Raw genomic sequence first — 16,445 nt, forward strand, 5'->3', positions numbered from 1 at the left:
GATGAGCAGGTTTGAAGATGCGGCCTTCGGGGCCGGGCACGACCATATTTTTCTCGGCAACGCCCACGAGGAAAACGAACGCCGGACCTGGATGGTGATTGCGCTTTGCAGTGCCATGATGGTCGCCGAGATCGTTGGCGGAAGCCTGTTCGGCTCGCTCGCGCTTGTGGCGGACGGACTGCACATGTCGACGCACGCAGGTGCGATGCTGATCGCGGCGCTCGCCTACACGTATGCGCGCCGCCACGCCCGCGATCCACGCTTCGTATTTGGAACAGGCAAGCTGGGCGACCTCGCCGGTTTCACCAGTGCCATCGTGCTTGCAATGATCGCACTCCTGATCGGTTACGAGGCGGTGCGCCGCCTGTTTGCACCGGTCCCGATCCATTTCAGTGAGGCGATACCCATTGCCGTTGTCGGTCTGCTCGTCAATCTTGCCAGCGTCTGGCTGCTCAGTGGCGGTCATCACGGGCACAGTCATGGCCATGATCACGGGCATAGCCATGGGCACGGCCACGACCATCACGAACATGAAGAAGCCCGGGAGATCGTCACGGCAGACGGGCGCTTCACCGTTTCGATTTTCGAGGACGGCGTGCCGCCGGTATTCCGGATCCAGGCGCAGGCGGGCACGTGCGATCCTGCCGATGTGCGCATGACGACGGTGCGTGAAAACGGGCAGCGGCAGACGTTTGAGTTCGTGGCCCGCGACGGCTATCTGGAATCGAAAGAAGACATACCCGAACCTCATGCCTTCAAGGTCATCGTCCTGCTTGCCGATGGCGAACATGCAGTCGAGTTTGAAGAGCATGACCACGACGACGCGCACGCTGCGGCGACACGTGACCACAACATCCGCGCGGCGTATGTTCACGTGATCGCCGATGCGGCGGTTTCTGTGCTGGCGATTATCGGACTACTGCTTGCCCGCGCGTTCGGGTGGCTATGGATGGATCCCCTTGCGGGCATTGTTGGCGCGGTGGTGATCGCGAACTGGTCCTGGAGTCTCCTGCGCGATACCGGTGCCATCCTGCTGGACATGAATTCGGATCACCGCACGGCCGAGGGTGTGCGTCACCTGATCGAGGACAACGGCGACCGGGTGCTCGACCTTCACGTCTGGCGTGTGGGGCCCGGACACCTGAGTGCTGTTGTGTCGGTTGCAACGGACCAGGATTCACGCGGCCCGGACTTCTATCATTGCGCACTTCGTCGTTTCCGGAGTCTTTCTCACGTCACGGTCGAAGTGAATCCGCTGCGCGCGGCGGCGTGAACGATGGCGGTGAAAGCCGCCAGAAAAGCGAAACCCGGCAATGTAGCCGGGTTGGTTGTTGCTGTGCGCGTGACCGGACGGGCCGCCCGATCAGCACTCGCCTTTCTTGGCGTGTCCGGGCGGGCAGTGCCAACCCTTGTCATGATGATGGTGCTTTTCCCAGTCGTCGCGCTCCCAGTAGCGGTGGCCATCCCAATAACGGTCGCCATGCCAGCCCGGCGTAACGACGATGGCCGCAGGGGGCGCCGGCGCGACCACGACAGGCGTACCGACGTTGATGCCTACGTTGACATCGGTGGCGTGTACAACGCTGGTCATGCCAATTGCAATGGCAGCGAGTGCCACCTGCGCGAGTGCTTGTTTCTTCATGGAATAGTCCCCCAATTTTCAACGCGTACCGGGATCGGATTTCGCTGGACAACAAAAAACCCACTCGAAGGCGGGTTCATGGGCAGGGAGCATTTATACAGGATTCGCGCGGGTATTGCCCACCTGTTGCCCCAAATCGGGAAACGACCCCTTGCTGGCGTCTTCTCGGCGTGAAACCTACAACGCGCAGTCTATGCACGTGCGTGGGCGATGCGCGTCGACCTGATGCGTGGCGCACTGACGCGAACGTGAAAGGGCGCTTGCGTTGATCCATTGTTTCGAATATATTGGAAATATGGAAGAGAAAGATATTATCCGCGCCCTTGGGGCGCTTGCCCACGAACTGCGCCTGCGCGTGTTTCGCATGCTGGTCGTGGCGGGTCCGGCTGGACTAACGCCGGGCGTCATCGCGACGCAGCTCGATATTCCCAACGCGACGCTCTCCTTTCACCTGAAAGAGTTGATGCACGCCGGGCTGGTCACGCAGGAGCGCGAGGGGCGCAGCCTGATCTATCGGGCTGCTTATGAACAGATGAATGCAGTGCTCGGCTTCCTGACCGAGAACTGCTGCCAGGGGCAGGCTTGTCTCGCGCCTGGCGCGGATTCGTGCCAATGCTGACGGAGAACCATCATGAAGCGGTTTCACATCCACGTCCACGTTGACGATATCGCAGCCAGTATCGCGTTCTATTCGAAGCTGTTCGACGCAGCGCCCACGCGCGTCGAGACGGATTACGCGAAATGGATGCTGGACGATCCTCGCGTGAACTTCGCGATCTCGACGCGCGGCTCGAAAGCCGGCGTGGATCACCTGGGTTTCCAGGTCGACGATTCGGCAGAGCTTGCCGAACTCGCTCAGCGTGCGCAGGCCGCGGACATGGCACTGCTAGACCAGGGCGAAACGACGTGCTGTTATGCGCGCAGCGACAAGCACTGGGTCGTGGATCCGCAAGGGATCGCCTGGGAGTACTTCCAAACTCTCGGCAACGCGCTGGTCTACGGCGAGAGTCGCCAAGGCGAGCAGCCGCCAGGCGCGCCGGCGTGCTGCGGCCCGCGTGGCACGCCCGTTGGTGTGCCCGTGAAACCGGCTGGTTCAGCCTGCTGTTGAGAGGGCACTGTGGCAGCGCCGGATCGCACGGTTCCTCTCGCTGCCTCTCGACAAACTCGACGCCGTGGCCCCGAACAAGGCCGTCCATGACGTCGGCAAGCAATAAGTTGATCACTGCCATGACCACGAATGTACTCATTCTCTGCACGCACAATTCCGCGCGCAGCGTCCTCTCGGAGGCGATGTTGAACCACTGGGCGCGCAAACTCGGCAAGGACGTGCGCGCGTTCAGCGCAGGCAGCGCGCCGAGTGGCCGCATCAATCCGTTCGCTCTCGAAGCATTGATGCGTGCGGGTATCGATACGCAAGGCTATCGCAGCAAGAGCTGGGACGAGTTCGCGCAGGACGGCGCGCCGCAGATGCGTATCGTCATTACTGTGTGCGACAGCGCGGCCGCTGAGGCGTGCCCGTTCTGGCCGGGCAGCCCCGTCACGGTGCACTGGGGTTATGCCGATCCGTCGAATGCACCGGGCGGCGACGAAGGCAAGCGCCAGGCGTTCGAGCTCACACGCCAGGCCATCGGATATCGCATGTTGCAGTTGCTTGAACTTCCCCTGGACCGTCTGGGCAATGCCGAGCTTCAGCAGGCACTCGACGGCATCCTGCAAAGCTGATCCCTGATCCGTCGACTTTTCCCATGAACTCCCCCAACATCGCCGCTTCGCGCAAGGTCGCTTCGAAGCCGGCCATCAGTTTCTTCGAGCGTTACCTGACCGTCTGGGTCGCGCTGTGCATTGTCGCGGGCATCCTGCTTGGCCAGGTGCTGCCCGGCGTTTTCCAGGCGATCGGCCGGATGGAATATGCGCACGTCAATCTGCCGGTCGGCCTGCTGATCTGGGTGATGATCATCCCGATGCTGGTCAAGGTCGATTTCGGCGCGCTGCATGAAGTGCGTCAGCACGTCAGGGGCATTGGCGTGACGCTCATCGTGAACTGGCTGGTCAAGCCATTCACGATGGCGCTTCTCGCATGGCTCTTCATCAAGCACCTGTTCGCGCCGATGCTGCCTGCCGGGCAACTCGACAGTTACGTCGCGGGTCTGATCCTGCTTGCCGCGGCCCCCTGTACGGCGATGGTGTTTGTCTGGAGCCGGCTCACCGGTGGCGATCCGCTTTTCACGCTCTCGCAGGTGGCCCTGAACGACAGCATCATGGTCGTCGCGTTTGCGCCGCTCGTCGGCCTGCTGCTCGGCATCTCGGCGATCACGGTGCCGTGGGCGACACTGTTCACCTCGGTCGTGCTTTACATCGTCATTCCCGTGATCCTCGCGCAGATCCTGCGCAGGGCGCTGCTCACCAAAGGGCCGGCAGCCTTCGATGCCGCCATGGCGAAGATCGGTCCCTGGTCGATCACCGCGCTGCTCGCGACGCTGGTGCTGCTGTTCGCGTTCCAGGGCGAGGCCATCGTGAAGCAGCCGCTCGTCATCGTGCTGCTCGCTGTGCCGATCCTGATCCAGGTGTTCTTCAACTCGGCGCTGGCGTACGGGCTCAATCGCGCGGTCGGCGAAAAGCACAACATTGCGTGCCCGTCTGCATTGATCGGCGCGTCGAACTTCTTCGAGCTGGCGGTCGCCACGGCAATCGGCCTGTTCGGTTTCCACTCGGGCGGGGCGCTCGCGACCGTCGTGGGCGTGCTGATCGAGGTGCCGGTCATGCTGCTCGCCGTGCGCGTCGTCAACCGATCGAAGAACTGGTACGAGTGCGCCTGAAGATGGAGGAAAGAGACGCATGAGCGAAATCATCGTCCCGGCGTCCATCGCAAGACCGGCAAAGGACCAGGCACCGCCGCTTCGCCGGTCATCGAGGCTTCAATCAATGAGATCGGCACCTGTCGTGAGGACGATCTTTCCAAAGTGCGTGCCGGAGTCGATCAGTTCATGTGCGCCGCGAGCATCGGCGAGCGCAAAGGTCTTGTAGACGACCGGCTTGATTTTGCCGCTCTCGATGAGCGGCCAGACCTGCCGCTCCAGTTCGTTGATGATGGTCGCCTTGTCCGCAGCCGTGCGCGAGCGCAATGTCGAGCCCATATGCGTCAGCCGTTTCGTCAACATCGGCACGATGTTGAGCTCTTTCGCCGGCCCCTTGATCACGCCCACCTGGACGATCCGGCCGTCCATGGCAGCCGCTTCATAGTTTCTGCCCACGTAGTCGCCGGCAATGATGTCGAGGATCACGTCGACACCTCGCTCATCGGTAGACCGCTTCGTTTCGGCGACGAAATCGTTTTCGCGGTAGTCGATCGCGACGTCCGCGCCGAGCGCGAGGCTGGCCTCGCGATGCGCCTGCGAGCCCACGGTCGTGATGATTTTCGAAGCGCCAAACGCCTTCGCGAGCATGGTCGCCGTCGTACCGATACCTGACGCGCCGCCGTGGATCAACACCGATTCGCCGGCAGCCAGCTTGCCGCGCTGGAACAGGTTCAGCCATACCGTCATAAACGTCTCCGGCATCGCCCCCGCTTCCACCAGCGTCAGACCTTTGGGGATACGCATGGTATTGCAGGCGTGCGCGACTGCATATTCCGCATAGCCCCCGCCGGGAATCAGGGCACAAACCAGTTCGCCGATGCGGAATTGAGTCACGTCTGCGCCAACGGCAACCACCTGACCCGCCACTTCGAGCCCCGGAATGTCCGAAGCGCCGGGGGGCGGATCATACAACCCCTTGCGCTGGAACACGTCCGGACCGTTGACGGCCGCCGCATGGATGCGAATCAGCACCTCGCCGGCGGCCGGCACCGGCACCGGGCGCGTAGTGGGCACCAGGACCTCAGGGCCGCCGGGCTGTTTGATCTCGATGGCCGTCATCGACGACGGCACGTGAAAAGTTGAAGCAGACATGGATACCACCCCTTCTATGGATGAGCCTCGCTTGATCCGGGTGGACCAGTGAACGAGCAACTCCTGAAATCAGTATAGGCCTCGACTTTGATGAATTCGCGCAGCATTATTCGCATCGTGAGATGCAAATTTGCATCAGGAGGCTGGGGCGATGAACTGGGACGACGCACGCGTGTTTCTTGCGGTGGAACGCGAAAAAACGCTCCGTGGGGCGGCTAGAACCCTCAATCTCGATCAGGCGACGGTCGGCAGACGAATCGCGGCGCTAGAGCACGCGCTGCGCGCGACGCTCTTCCTGCGCACGTCCGAGGGATACACGTTGACGACTGCCGGGGAGGCCGCGCTGAAATCGGCGGAAAGAATGGAGCACGCCGCGCACGAACTCGTCAGACGAACGCAAGGCACCGATACACGGCTTGCGGGAGACGTAAGAATCACCAGCACTGACTCCATCGCGCTGGAATTCCTGCTTCCCGCTATTGAACGGCTGCACGCGGCGCATCCCGAAGTGCGCGTGCTGCTGGACACGTCGACGCGCATGCTCAATCTGGCAAAGCGTGAAGCCGATATCGCGGTGCGCTCGGTGCGGCCGGATAACCCCGATCTTGTCGCGCGGCGCCTCGCCCGCTGGCCGATGGCTCTCTTTGCCTCGAACGCCTACATCGAGCAGCACGGCAAGCCCGCTGCTGGCTCCGCATTTGCAGGTCACGATCTCGTCGTCTATCAGGGAAACTGGACGGGCAATAGATCGCCGACACTTGCTGGCGAACCGATCCACGCGGGACGTATCGTATCGACCTTCAATACCAGCCTCATGCTGCGCAGCGCGGTAAAGGCCGGCATCGGCATCGGTGAGCTGCCGATACATCTGGCCGAACATGACGGACTGGTGCAGATCTGGCCGGAACCCGCACGCGGGGCTGTCTACGAAATCTGGCTCGTCACGCATCAGGATCTTCGGCATACCGCGCGCATCACGGCGATGATCGAGCACATCGTCGCCGCGTTCGAAGATCACACGATCCACACGAAATAGGCGAGCGCGGCGTAGCGACAGCTGTTCGGCCGTTTGATGCAGCATGCCATCCGTTCAACGCGACGTTATGAGGGGCGCCGACGATTCATCGGCCCCGCACGCATCCACAGGAACGTCGCCGATCGCGCTGGCAACTTGAGTACGCGACTCGGTTTCGAGAGGCTCGATGGTAGCGGAGAGACCTGTCGCTAGCCGGACATGGCGTTCAAACAAGGCTTTAAGTTCAGGACGCAGTCCATCGCCGCGTTGGGCCGCGAGCGCGTGAAGCGAGAGAAACGGCAACATGATCGGACTCCTGTCTATGAAGAAGCGAGCCCTATGCCGATGACCGCATTGGCAACCGGTCGCCCGCTGCATCCGTGTGATTCGAGCGCACCATGCTTCGTCCGACGACCTCATCTACTGTGCGCTTGCATGGACACGATATGGCGGCGACCCGACGCGGGCACTCCGATTCTTGCTGCCTGATAGCTGTGAATCAGGTCCGGCCGTCAGTGCAAGCCTTCACGGACTGAGCTACGCTGATGTTTGCGTCGTTCGTCGTTACGACGAGAGCCACTTCAGAACGTTTGGATTCGTCGTGTTCAGGAAGAGCAATCGGCGAGCGATAGATTGCTCTCATCTCCACTTGCAATGTATGGAGTCCACGCCATGCATAGTGAATCGAAGGATGGTGTTGCCCGGCGCGATTTCATCAAGACAGCCGTTGCGCTGGTTGGCGCAACGTCCGCACTGGTCGGGCAAAGCGGGGCCGCGAACGCCCAGGGCGCGAACGCACCGGCCGCGACAACGCCCACCGGCCGCGCGGGAGGGACGCGCTACACCGGCGATGTGATTCAGGGAAAGAAGGTGATCAGTGCGCTCGACGTCAATGACCTGGAGCGCGGCAAGAAGCATATGTTCTATTTCCAGGGCGTGCAGATGCCGACGGGGCAGGATTGGTATGTGTCGGTCATCGTCGTTTGCGGCGCGAAGCCTGGCAAGCGCGTTGCGCTGATCAGCGGTGTGCATGGCGACGAAATGAGTCCGGTGCATATGATACAAACCGTGATCGGCCAGCTCGATCCCGCGCAAATGTCGGGCACCGTGCTGGCGGTGCTCGACGTATCGCGCCCCGCGCTCGAAGCGATGGAGCGCCGATGGCCAAATTCAGGAAGAGGCGTCGACCTCATCGACATCAACCGCGAATGGCCAGGCAATGAGAATGGCGCAAGCGCGCCGAGCCGTCACGCAGGACTGCTGTTCAACCGGCTGCTGCGGCCGAACGCCGACTACGCACTCGATTTTCATACTGGCACGACTGGAATGGACTTGACTTCGTTCAATCTGGCCAGAATGGAGCTAGCCGAGCCGCGCGCAATGGCGGAGCTCTTTCCTATTGCGCAGATCTTCGACAACCCTGCGTATCCCACTCTGCTGGCAAACGCGTTTATCAATGTGGGGATTCCGGCCATTACGCCCGAGATCGGCTCTGCGCGCGTTTTCGATTTTGACCTGATTCCATCGTTCGTCGAAGGCACGATGAATGTGCTCAAGCGCTATGGCGTCATTCCGGGCCCAATGGGGCGCACCGGGCGGGACGTCGGGATCTTTGTCGGCAATAGTGCGCACACAATCCTGACGACGCATGGCGGTTTCGTCGAATTGCTCGTTAAGCTGAACGACAAGGTCAAGGTAGGGCAAAAAGTGGCGATTCAGCGCAACACGTTTGGCGAAGTCGTTGCGGAGTATACGACCGAGGTTGCGGGCGAGGTGACAGGGCGCCGCAACGATGCCACGGCAGAGCCTCGCATTCCGATCATAATGATTCTCTACCAGAGCCCGGCCCGAGAAAATCCTGAGGACTACTCTGAGTGATCAGCGACGCTCGCGCGCTCACGGTGGCCTCAGGGTGCCATTGGCGGGAGCGACGGTGGACCGAGCGTGCCATGTCAGGCGAAACATATTGTCCGAAGAATGTCTCGGACGTGTGCCGTCGATGCGAAGACACTCTATACTCGATTCCGCGTGATATTTGCGCTGCGTGAGTAGCCGGGGACTTGCGATGACAAACACGACAACCACTTCTCTTAGCCGTTGGTCGACCAGCGAAGTCGCACCGGCCATGCGGTTCGATTACTATGCGAACGCACTGTCCACCGCGCTTACGCCGATGCTGCTGATTGCCGGCGACCCCCTGAAGTTCGAATCACATATGACCGCAGCGTCGGCAGGATCCGTCTCCGTAATCCGGCAAAGCGGCTCTTCGCACAGTGTTCGCCGGGATCCGTTTCACGCTGACCGCGCTCAGGAGCACACGTGGCATTTGATAGTCAATCTCTCGTCGGCGTGGAATGCACACCATCGTGAGGCTGTACGCCTGCTGCCCGGCGAAATGATGATCGTGGACTCGCGCATGGATTTCATGGTCGAGATCACTGGGCGCTACGATGTCGCGCATTACAAATTTTCGCCGGCCTGGCTGCGGCAGTGGGTACCCGTGCCCGAAGCCCTGGTCGGTCGCAGGATTGCTTCGACTTCCGGATGGGGGCGAGCGCTGGGCGCGTATCTGGCCGAGCTTTCGCCCGAGGCGATCGAGGCATCGCCGCTGCCTGTGTCGGTCCTGACCGATCACATCGGCGCCTTGCTGGCGCTGATTGCCGCAGAACGCGATCTCCCGGCCGTTGTTGCGCGGCGCCGCGACGACTCACTGCATCGGCGCATTCGCGATTGCATCGCCCTGCGCAGCGCCGAACCGGGTCTCTGCGCCGCTGACATTGCGAGAGAACTCAATATCTCCGTGCGGAGTTTGCACCGGACGCTCGCGGCACACAGCGAGACGTTCGGCAAGCTCCTGATCGATCGCCGCGCTGCCGTTGCCGTGCGGATGATCCGCTCGAGCCTTTGCCGGCGGCTTAGCCTCGCGGAGATAGGGCGGCGCGCGGGATTCACAGATCCGTCACACTTCAGCCGGGTCATATCGAGCCGCTACGGCATGACGCCGTCGCGAATACGGGATGGGGCTCAACGCTCACCCGGCGACGCGGAGAGTTCGTCCGGCTCGTAAGCAGAGTCATCTCTGATTCTGCTTCGTTGTCTGCGCTGCACCGATTTGCCAGAGTGGTTGCGCATGCAACCATATGCCATTTTCTTGCCGCCTGTCAGTCGTGCAATACGAAGGGTCTTCCAATATGGCCGACTTTCTGAATCACCTTCGCGTTTTCGTTCGTGTCGTCGAGGCCGGATCATTTACCGCGGTTGCAAAAGAGAACGACTCCACTGCTGCGCAGATTTCTCGCGCCGTATCGTCGCTGGAAGAGGAGTTGCAGGCGGTCGTATTGCATCGCACGACGCGCCACCTTTCCGTGACCGACGTAGGCGCCCGGTTCTACGAGCGGGCCAAGGCGATCCTCGGGGAACTCGACAACGCGACGGACGAAGCGCGCAACGCCACGCAGAAGCCATCGGGCCGCATTCGGGTGCATTCGGCGCCGGGGCTGGCGTACAGCTGTGTGGCGCAGGTGCTTGCGAGCTATCAACAGGCATTTCCCGATGTTTCCGTCGAACTCAAGGTTGAGCAGAGCATGCCGAGCCTCGTCGAAGACGGCTACGACCTCTCGATCGTCTCGGCCACCCAGCTGCCGGACTCTGCCTATATCTCGCAAGCATTGGGGGCTGCTTACGCGGTGCCTGTCGCTTCGGCTTCCTATCTTGCGCAGCGTGGCTACCCGCGAAAGCTGACCGATCTGGCCAATCATGCGTTGCTGCAACTCGAAAGCCCTGTCGCGCCGCCCGACGAATGGCATCTGCAACAGGGCGCCGACACACACGTTTGGACGATTACGCGCACGCCGTTCCGGGCAAACTCGCCAGAGGCGCTGCGCGCGGCGATTCTGGCTGGCGCGGGCATTGGCACGCTCGCCACCTATTCGGTCGCCGACGATCTCGCGAGTGGCAAGCTCATGCGCGTTCTGCCGCAGATCCATTTGCGCCCTTTCACGGTTTACGCCGTCTATCCTTCGCGGCGCTACCTCGATGCCAAGGTGCGCACCTTGCTCGCACATCTGCGTGCAACGCTTTCTCCCGCACTGGCAAAGGCAATGGAAGTCTGCGAGGCCCACGCCGTCGAAGCCGTCCCTTCCGGCGCACGGCGGGGCAATCGGACAAAACGGCAGCCGCTACGCAAGTAGGGCAATCCGGCCTCCACGTCATGGGCTGCGGGGTGCGGTTGCCGTATGCGCGCGAGCGCCCGCATGATTGCATGCACGCGCAGCAAAATTGATTATCGCGAGACCCGTCTTAATCCCGGACGGCTTCATTTCTAGACTCCATTCCAGCCGATGATCGTTCGATCGTTCATCGACGGATTCTCAATCCGATACTGGAGTCATCACATGAAGCCCACCTTGTTTTCCTGTCTGCTCGCGGCCATGCTGGCCGCGCCCGCCGTTGCCTTTTCACAGTCAATAGTCACGCGTGCAAACGTACGCGACCAACTCGTGACGTTCGAGTCTGCCGCTGCGCGAGGCGCGCAGGGCGATGCGCATTATCCGGACGCCATCCTCGCCGCAGCGAACAGCGGCGCGAAGCCGGCCACTGCGGCGCGCGCCTTTGGCGACCACGGTGGTGTCGCCGCCGGTTCCAGCGAGGCGGGCGGGCGCGCGCAACGCACGGTTACGCGCGACGCGGACGACGTCGCCGGATTCAAGCCGATCTACTTCGGCCAGTGAGGGAGACGCGGATCATGCAAACGATCGATCTCGTTCATCACACGGTCAGGGCGAATGGCATCCGGCAGCACTTTGTGGAGGCAGGGGATGGGCCGCCCGTGGTGCTGTTGCACGGCTTTCCGGAAACGCATCACGCATGGCGCCATCAAATTCCGGCGCTCGCGCAGAAGTATCGCGTGATTGCGCCCGATCTGCGCGGATATGGCGAAACCGACAAGCCAGCCAGCGGCTACGACAAGCGCACGATGGCGAATGACGTGCGCGCGCTGCTGGACCATCTGGGTATCGAGCGCGCGGCGCTCGTGAGCCACGATCGCGGATCCCGTGTGGCGACGCGCTTCGCCAAGGACCATGCGAACCGGCTGGATCGGCTCGTGGTCATGGACAACGTGCCCACGCGGGTCGTGGCGGAGCAACTGGACGCCCGGATCGCCCGCGCATACTGGTTCTTTCTGTTCCACCAGGTGCCGGATCTGCCCGAAACGCTGGTAGCCGGCAACGAGCGCGCGTGGCTGCGCCACTTCTTTTCCGACTGGTGCTACGACCCGAATGCGATCAGCGGGGACGCATTCGAGGCCTACGTGCGCGCTTACGAAGCCCCGGGAGCGGTGCGCGGCGCGATGGCCGACTATCGGGCGAACGCGGAGGACGTCGCACAGGACAAGGTGGATGCTGACATTCCCATCGGAGTCCCGACACTGGCGCTGTGGGGCGCCGAATTCTATGCGGTCGGCAAGATGTTCGACATGGAAGCCGTCTGGAAGGGCATGGCAACCGATGTGCGCACCCACGCCATCGAGCGCGCGGGGCATCTGCCGCACGAGGAGCAACCCGAGCGGGTCAACGCACTTCTGCTCGACTTCCTGGAGGGCTGGAAGGGCTAAGCGTGGCATCCAGGCGCAGACGGTCATCGCGCCGTCACGCCTGAAGCCTCGCGCATCTTCCGGATATCGCCATGAGCCACGAAATTGCCTTCGCCCTGGTGCCTTTTCTCTTTTCGATGGGCGCCGGTTATCTCGCCGGGCGGCTGAGCACGACGCCCATGCCGCTCGCAGCCATCAACACGATGCTGGTGCATTACGCGTTGCCCTTTGCGCTCTTCATCTATACCGCGCGGATGCAGCGCGCGAGCCTGAGTGCGCATCTGGCGCTCATCGTCGTTCTGACGATCGTGATGATCGTGCCGTATGCGATCTCGCTTCTGCTTTCGCGATACGTCTTTCGTTCGGATCTCGCGCAAGCGGCCGTAAAAGCGGTCACGATCGGCATGCCGAATTTCGCCTCCGTCGGGTTGCCCTTGCTTCGCGCGGTGTATGGAGAAGGCGCCGATCTCACCGTCGCCATTGCGGTCACGATGGGAGCGGTCGTCATGTCGCCTGCTGCGCTCATCCTGCTCGAACGGGCGCAGCATCGCGACGGACAAGCGCTGCTCTGCAAGGCGCTGCGCAATACCTTTGTCAAACCCGTCGTAATCGCGCCGATAGCCGGCATGCTGATGTCGTTGTCCGGTTGCACGCTGCCCGCACTCCTTACGCAGTCGCTGGGGATCATCGGCAGCACGACTGCCGGACTCGCCCTTTTCTCGACGGGACTGATTCTAGCTGCACAACCGTTCCGGCTCGACGCGCAGGTATGGGTTGGCGTTTTGCTCAGCAACGTCGTGCAACCCCTGCTGGCTCTTGCACTTGTCTGGCTGCTGGCGCTTCCTCAGCCGCTCGCCGGCCAGGCCATTCTTCTGTCGGCGATCCCGTGCGGTTCGTTCAGTATCCTGTTTGGCCTGTCTTACGGGGTAAAGGACACCTCGGCGGGCACAACGCTTGTCGTGTCGAGCGTGATGTCAGCCCTGACACTCGCGGGCACGATCGTCTTGCTTGGTTCGCTGCGCGGATGATCAATCACTTTACTAAGGATTACCATTTAAAATGAAACGGACTTTCTTGATTACTGGCGCAAGCAAGGGTATTGGGCGTGCGCTGAGCGAGCGTCTCGCGCGCGACGGCCACGACGTCGTTGGCCTCGCGCGCGACTCCGGTGACACGACTTTTCCTGGGAGACTTGTGTCCGTCGACTTGACCGACCGTGAAGGGACGCAAGCAGTGCTGTCCGATCTCGATGCACGCTTCAAGTTCGACGGTGTCGTCAACAACGTCGGGTTCGTCGAGCTTTCTCCGCTTGGTTCGATCGATCTCGCTGATCTCGACAGCGCGATGCGCGACAATCTGGCCCCCGCCGTGCAAACGGTTCAGACATTGTTGCCTGGCATGCGCAAACGCGGCTGGGGCCGTATCGTCAATCTCTCCAGTCTCGTCGTGCTTGGCGTGGCGCAACGTTCGACGTACGCCGCCGCAAAAGCCGCGATGATCAGCCTGACCCGAACGTGGGCGCTCGAACTGGCCGATACGGGCATCACCGTCAACGCGGTCGCGCCTGGGCCAACCGAAACTGAGATGTTCCGCGCGAATACACCGGCGGGCAGCGAAGCGGAGCGCCGCTTCCTCTCGATCGTTCCGATGAAGCGGTTGGGTCGTCCCGAAGAGTTGGCGGCGTCCATCGCGTTCCTGCTGGGCGAGGACGCGGGATTCATAACGGGGCAGACGCTCTTCGTCGACGGCGGCGCATCCATCGGGAAGTCGATGATTTGAACGAGAACGACGTGGCGGCTTCAGTGGAGGAGGGCGATGTCGCCACGTATGAGCTTCGGACTGCGATGAAGTAATCTGGACGCGGATGCCTCCCAGGAGGTTTTCGCGTTTATCGCCATGGGGCCGCGCTTCGTTGCTATTCCATTTGGCCCAGGATGTGAACGAGGTTTCCTTCGGGATCACGGATCATCGTTGACGAAATGTCGGGCGTCAGTTGTACCTGGGCCCAGACGATTTCCACGTCATGCCTGGCGAGTGTGGCGGTCATAGCCGCCAGATCAGCACTCTCCAGCACCAGCGCTTTCCAACCTGTTTCGTCCAGGTGTTCAGGTGGCGGTGTGCGCTTCGCAGCGACCTTGGGCGTGCCAATTCGCGAGACGAGTTCGAGCCGGAAGCCCATACCGTCGAGCATCACGTAGTCCGCGCCCACGGAATCGAAGTGCCCCTTTGCCGCGACGACGAGGCCGAGCACTTCGACGTACCAGGCAACCATGGTATCGAGATTCGCAACGGCGAGCGCGATATTGTTCAGACGCAATGCGTGCGCAGCCGTTGACTGCTGCGATTGTGCGGTACCCATAAGCCAGGCTCCTCGTGTTCTTTGTAAAGCGGGAGAGAAATTCGATTGGGGATGAGGCAGTGCGCAAGACCTGCGTGGGTCGCGTGCACTACGCGGTTGTTGACCGCGTCTCACTGACGTTATGGTGGGCATGCGGCGCGCGATTGCCGTTCGATCCGGCTGATGAAATCGTTCGACAGCGTCGAACGTGTTGCCGCCAGTGACATCGAGTTCAAGAAAGAGACCAGCGGCACACGTTGTGGGCCGCTGGCTCAACAGGTTCACATTTCAGGGTTGCGCGAAAAAGTCGATTAACGCGCGAGCGATCGTTCCCGGATCGTTTTCGGTCGGAATATGACCGGCCGCGGGGATGCGCACGAGCGAGGTGTGCGGTATCTCAGTCATGAAGCGCTCGGCGTGCTCGATTAGCTGGAACGTGTCGTCTTCGCCCCAAATGAGCAGATTCGGCACGCTGGACGCGCGCAACGCCGGAACAAGATCCATCGTGTAATGGCTGTATGCCGCGCCCGCCAGCGCAAGCCACGAGCGCGTCACGCGAGGCTCGGTCCACGGGTCGAGATAATCGGCAATTTCTGCCTCAGAGGCGGGGCGTGCGAGCGCTGTGATCACGGACTTGCGTCTCGCTGCGAGCACATCTGCGGGCGTCGTGGCAGCGGCGACTTCGGGGTCGCGAAATCGTGCGACCCCGGGGACAGGCCATGAATCGAACATCACCGCGTTCATGAGCGCGAGGCGGCTGACTTCGAGCTTGCCGTCGACGAGCACCTGTTGTGCAATGCCGCCGCCGATGTCATGGCCGGCAACGCCGACCGGTCCGCTTATGCCGAGCGCGTGTGCGAACCGCACCACCCAGTCCGCGAGCGCGGGAATGGAGGCGGTAGCAACCGACAATTCACCGGCGGAGCGGCCGAAGCCCGGAAGATCGACGGCGATGGGGCGCAAACCCGCCGCCGCGAGATCATCGATGACGGGTTGCCAAACCCGGCTCCAGTAGGTGCCATGGAGCATGAGTACAACTGGGCCACGGTCGCCGGCACACAGATAACTGGTGGCGACGCCGTCCACTTCTACAGTCTTTCGTTGCATGATGAGGACCTCTCGATGGCGCCATAGCGGCGCCGGCATGTCTCAACGGATAAAGCGTTTTACGTAGTCGGCGCCGAGCCCAATCGTTTCGTAGTGCTTGCGGGCTGCTTCGATCTTTGTGAATACGTCCTCGTAGCCTGTTGCGTTGCCTTGAGGATCGACGTAGGTGTAGCCACCCGTCACGTGAAACCACGTGATCATCTCGTCGACGCCTTCGGGCACGAACAGCGTATGCGTTTCGCCTGCCGGTTCGTGAGCATACGAGCCTTGTTCAGCGACCCAGTCGTGTTCGAGGTAATACCAACGACCGCGCAAGACCATGGCATGCACCGGACCGGTGTGACGATGGCGCGAGAGCACACCGGACTGGCGCACGCGCAGTAGATTGACGTAGTAGCCCTGGCTCGCATTGAGGAGCAGCGGCTTGAACGACACGGTCTTCGTCGTGGGCACCCACAGCTTGTCGTCTTGCAGCCACTGGTCGAGCACGCCAGCGTGAACGAGGTCTGCCGACATGTCGGCGGGCTGCGGATGCTGATAAGGAATCGCCAATTCGTCGGGTTGCCGTGTTATTGCTTCGCTCATGATGATGTCCTGGTTAGTTCAAACGATGTTCTGTTGCACCTCGCGCGCTCGAACGGTTTCCACTGGCGCGAGTTTTCGATGTCGGGATGTGCGACGATCACTAACGTTTTCATCTTCAATCCTCTGTGGGTTTCCGAATTTACGTCGCCGACTATACTGATGTGCCGAACCCTTGATTAGCCATCCGGATTCCAAATCACTTTACGAGTTCTTCAAAA

General features: G+C 61.6%; 20 protein-coding genes. 14 read left to right on the forward strand and 6 right to left on the reverse strand.

What is annotated here, in order from left to right; translation table 11 throughout:
- The first annotated feature begins 1 nt into the window (after position 1).
- A complete protein-coding gene (gene dmeF, locus L0U83_RS24585; RefSeq protein ID WP_233886792.1) occupies positions 2 to 1,273 on the forward strand; it encodes a CDF family Co(II)/Ni(II) efflux transporter DmeF in 1,272 nt (423 codons plus the stop codon).
- A gap of 90 nt (positions 1,274 to 1,363) precedes the next feature.
- Here the strand turns inward: dmeF and L0U83_RS24590 are convergent, their stop codons facing one another.
- Complete coding sequence (locus tag L0U83_RS24590) at positions 1,364 to 1,642, reverse strand: hypothetical protein (RefSeq protein ID WP_233886793.1); 279 nt, start codon at positions 1,640 to 1,642, stop codon at positions 1,364 to 1,366.
- 295 nt (positions 1,643 to 1,937) lie between these two features.
- On the opposite strand from L0U83_RS24590, the gene L0U83_RS24595 reads away from it, so the two are divergent.
- The 4 genes from L0U83_RS24595 to arsB all read left to right on the forward strand — a co-directional run bounded on the left by L0U83_RS24595 (position 1,938) and on the right by arsB (position 4,458).
- Positions 1,938 to 2,261, forward strand: coding sequence for an ArsR/SmtB family transcription factor (locus L0U83_RS24595; RefSeq protein WP_233886794.1), 324 nt, complete (start codon positions 1,938 to 1,940; stop codon positions 2,259 to 2,261).
- Positions 2,262 to 2,273: 12 nt separating this feature from the next.
- The gene (locus tag L0U83_RS24600) at positions 2,274 to 2,750 is read left to right on the forward strand and encodes an ArsI/CadI family heavy metal resistance metalloenzyme (protein ID WP_233886795.1); all 477 of its coding nucleotides are present in this window, start codon (positions 2,274 to 2,276) and stop codon (positions 2,748 to 2,750) included.
- A 119-nt stretch (positions 2,751 to 2,869) separates the two neighbouring features.
- Positions 2,870 to 3,364, forward strand: coding sequence for an arsenate reductase ArsC (locus tag L0U83_RS24605; RefSeq protein ID WP_233886796.1), 495 nt, complete (start codon positions 2,870 to 2,872; stop codon positions 3,362 to 3,364).
- A 23-nt stretch (positions 3,365 to 3,387) separates the two neighbouring features.
- Positions 3,388 to 4,458 (forward strand): ACR3 family arsenite efflux transporter, encoded by a 1,071-nt coding sequence (gene arsB, locus L0U83_RS24610; RefSeq protein ID WP_233886797.1) that lies wholly within the window; start codon positions 3,388 to 3,390, stop codon positions 4,456 to 4,458.
- A gap of 99 nt (positions 4,459 to 4,557) precedes the next feature.
- Here the strand turns inward: arsB and L0U83_RS24615 are convergent, their stop codons facing one another.
- Entirely contained in the window at positions 4,558 to 5,589 is a 1,032-nt protein-coding gene (locus tag L0U83_RS24615; protein WP_233887863.1) for an NAD(P)H-quinone oxidoreductase, read from the reverse strand.
- A gap of 151 nt (positions 5,590 to 5,740) precedes the next feature.
- Between L0U83_RS24615 and L0U83_RS24620 the strand changes: the two genes are divergently transcribed.
- The gene (locus tag L0U83_RS24620) at positions 5,741 to 6,625 is read left to right on the forward strand and encodes a LysR family transcriptional regulator (protein WP_233886798.1); all 885 of its coding nucleotides are present in this window, start codon (positions 5,741 to 5,743) and stop codon (positions 6,623 to 6,625) included.
- Between the two features lie 54 nt (positions 6,626 to 6,679).
- On the opposite strand, the gene L0U83_RS24625 is transcribed toward L0U83_RS24620, so the two are convergent.
- Positions 6,680 to 6,910 carry a hypothetical protein gene (locus L0U83_RS24625; protein WP_233886799.1) on the reverse strand — a complete coding sequence of 77 codons (231 nt, stop codon included), beginning with the start codon at positions 6,908 to 6,910 and terminating at the stop codon, positions 6,680 to 6,682.
- Positions 6,911 to 7,153: 243 nt separating this feature from the next.
- Between L0U83_RS24625 and L0U83_RS24630 the strand changes: the two genes are divergently transcribed.
- The 7 genes from L0U83_RS24630 to L0U83_RS24660 all read left to right on the forward strand — a co-directional run bounded on the left by L0U83_RS24630 (position 7,154) and on the right by L0U83_RS24660 (position 13,976).
- Positions 7,154 to 8,482 carry a succinylglutamate desuccinylase/aspartoacylase family protein gene (locus tag L0U83_RS24630; protein ID WP_233886800.1) on the forward strand — a complete coding sequence of 443 codons (1,329 nt, stop codon included), beginning with the start codon at positions 7,154 to 7,156 and terminating at the stop codon, positions 8,480 to 8,482.
- Positions 8,483 to 8,777: 295 nt separating this feature from the next.
- Positions 8,778 to 9,671 (forward strand): AraC family transcriptional regulator, encoded by an 894-nt coding sequence (locus tag L0U83_RS24635; RefSeq protein ID WP_233886801.1) that lies wholly within the window; start codon positions 8,778 to 8,780, stop codon positions 9,669 to 9,671.
- 124 nt (positions 9,672 to 9,795) lie between these two features.
- Positions 9,796 to 10,794 carry a LysR family transcriptional regulator gene (locus tag L0U83_RS24640; protein ID WP_233886802.1) on the forward strand — a complete coding sequence of 333 codons (999 nt, stop codon included), beginning with the start codon at positions 9,796 to 9,798 and terminating at the stop codon, positions 10,792 to 10,794.
- A 204-nt stretch (positions 10,795 to 10,998) separates the two neighbouring features.
- On the forward strand, positions 10,999 to 11,334 hold the full coding sequence (locus L0U83_RS24645) for a DUF4148 domain-containing protein (protein ID WP_233886803.1): 336 nt from the start codon (positions 10,999 to 11,001) through the stop codon (positions 11,332 to 11,334).
- Between the two features lie 14 nt (positions 11,335 to 11,348).
- Positions 11,349 to 12,218, forward strand: coding sequence for an alpha/beta fold hydrolase (locus L0U83_RS24650; protein WP_233886804.1), 870 nt, complete (start codon positions 11,349 to 11,351; stop codon positions 12,216 to 12,218).
- A gap of 71 nt (positions 12,219 to 12,289) precedes the next feature.
- Complete coding sequence (locus L0U83_RS24655) at positions 12,290 to 13,225, forward strand: AEC family transporter (protein ID WP_233886805.1); 936 nt, start codon at positions 12,290 to 12,292, stop codon at positions 13,223 to 13,225.
- A gap of 31 nt (positions 13,226 to 13,256) precedes the next feature.
- On the forward strand, positions 13,257 to 13,976 hold the full coding sequence (locus tag L0U83_RS24660; protein ID WP_233886806.1) for an SDR family oxidoreductase: 720 nt from the start codon (positions 13,257 to 13,259) through the stop codon (positions 13,974 to 13,976).
- A 136-nt stretch (positions 13,977 to 14,112) separates the two neighbouring features.
- On the opposite strand, the gene L0U83_RS24665 is transcribed toward L0U83_RS24660, so the two are convergent.
- Entirely contained in the window at positions 14,113 to 14,556 is a 444-nt protein-coding gene (locus L0U83_RS24665) for a VOC family protein (protein WP_233886807.1), read from the reverse strand.
- 162 nt (positions 14,557 to 14,718) lie between these two features.
- Between L0U83_RS24665 and L0U83_RS40565 the strand changes: the two genes are divergently transcribed.
- Entirely contained in the window at positions 14,719 to 14,850 is a 132-nt protein-coding gene (locus tag L0U83_RS40565) for a hypothetical protein (RefSeq protein WP_267939501.1), read from the forward strand.
- Here the strand turns inward: L0U83_RS40565 and L0U83_RS24670 are convergent.
- Both L0U83_RS24670 and L0U83_RS24675 read right to left on the reverse strand, forming a co-directional pair.
- Positions 14,824 to 15,642, reverse strand: coding sequence for an alpha/beta fold hydrolase (locus tag L0U83_RS24670; protein WP_233886808.1), 819 nt, complete (start codon positions 15,640 to 15,642; stop codon positions 14,824 to 14,826). The two genes, L0U83_RS40565 and L0U83_RS24670, sit on opposite strands and share 27 nt — an antisense overlap.
- A 42-nt stretch (positions 15,643 to 15,684) precedes the next feature.
- Positions 15,685 to 16,227 (reverse strand): 2,4'-dihydroxyacetophenone dioxygenase family protein, encoded by a 543-nt coding sequence (locus tag L0U83_RS24675; protein ID WP_233886809.1) that lies wholly within the window; start codon positions 16,225 to 16,227, stop codon positions 15,685 to 15,687.
- Between the last annotated feature and the right edge of the window lie 218 nt (positions 16,228 to 16,445).

This window comes from Paraburkholderia flagellata (assembly GCF_021390645.1).
Classification (GTDB): domain Bacteria; phylum Pseudomonadota; class Gammaproteobacteria; order Burkholderiales; family Burkholderiaceae; genus Paraburkholderia; species Paraburkholderia flagellata.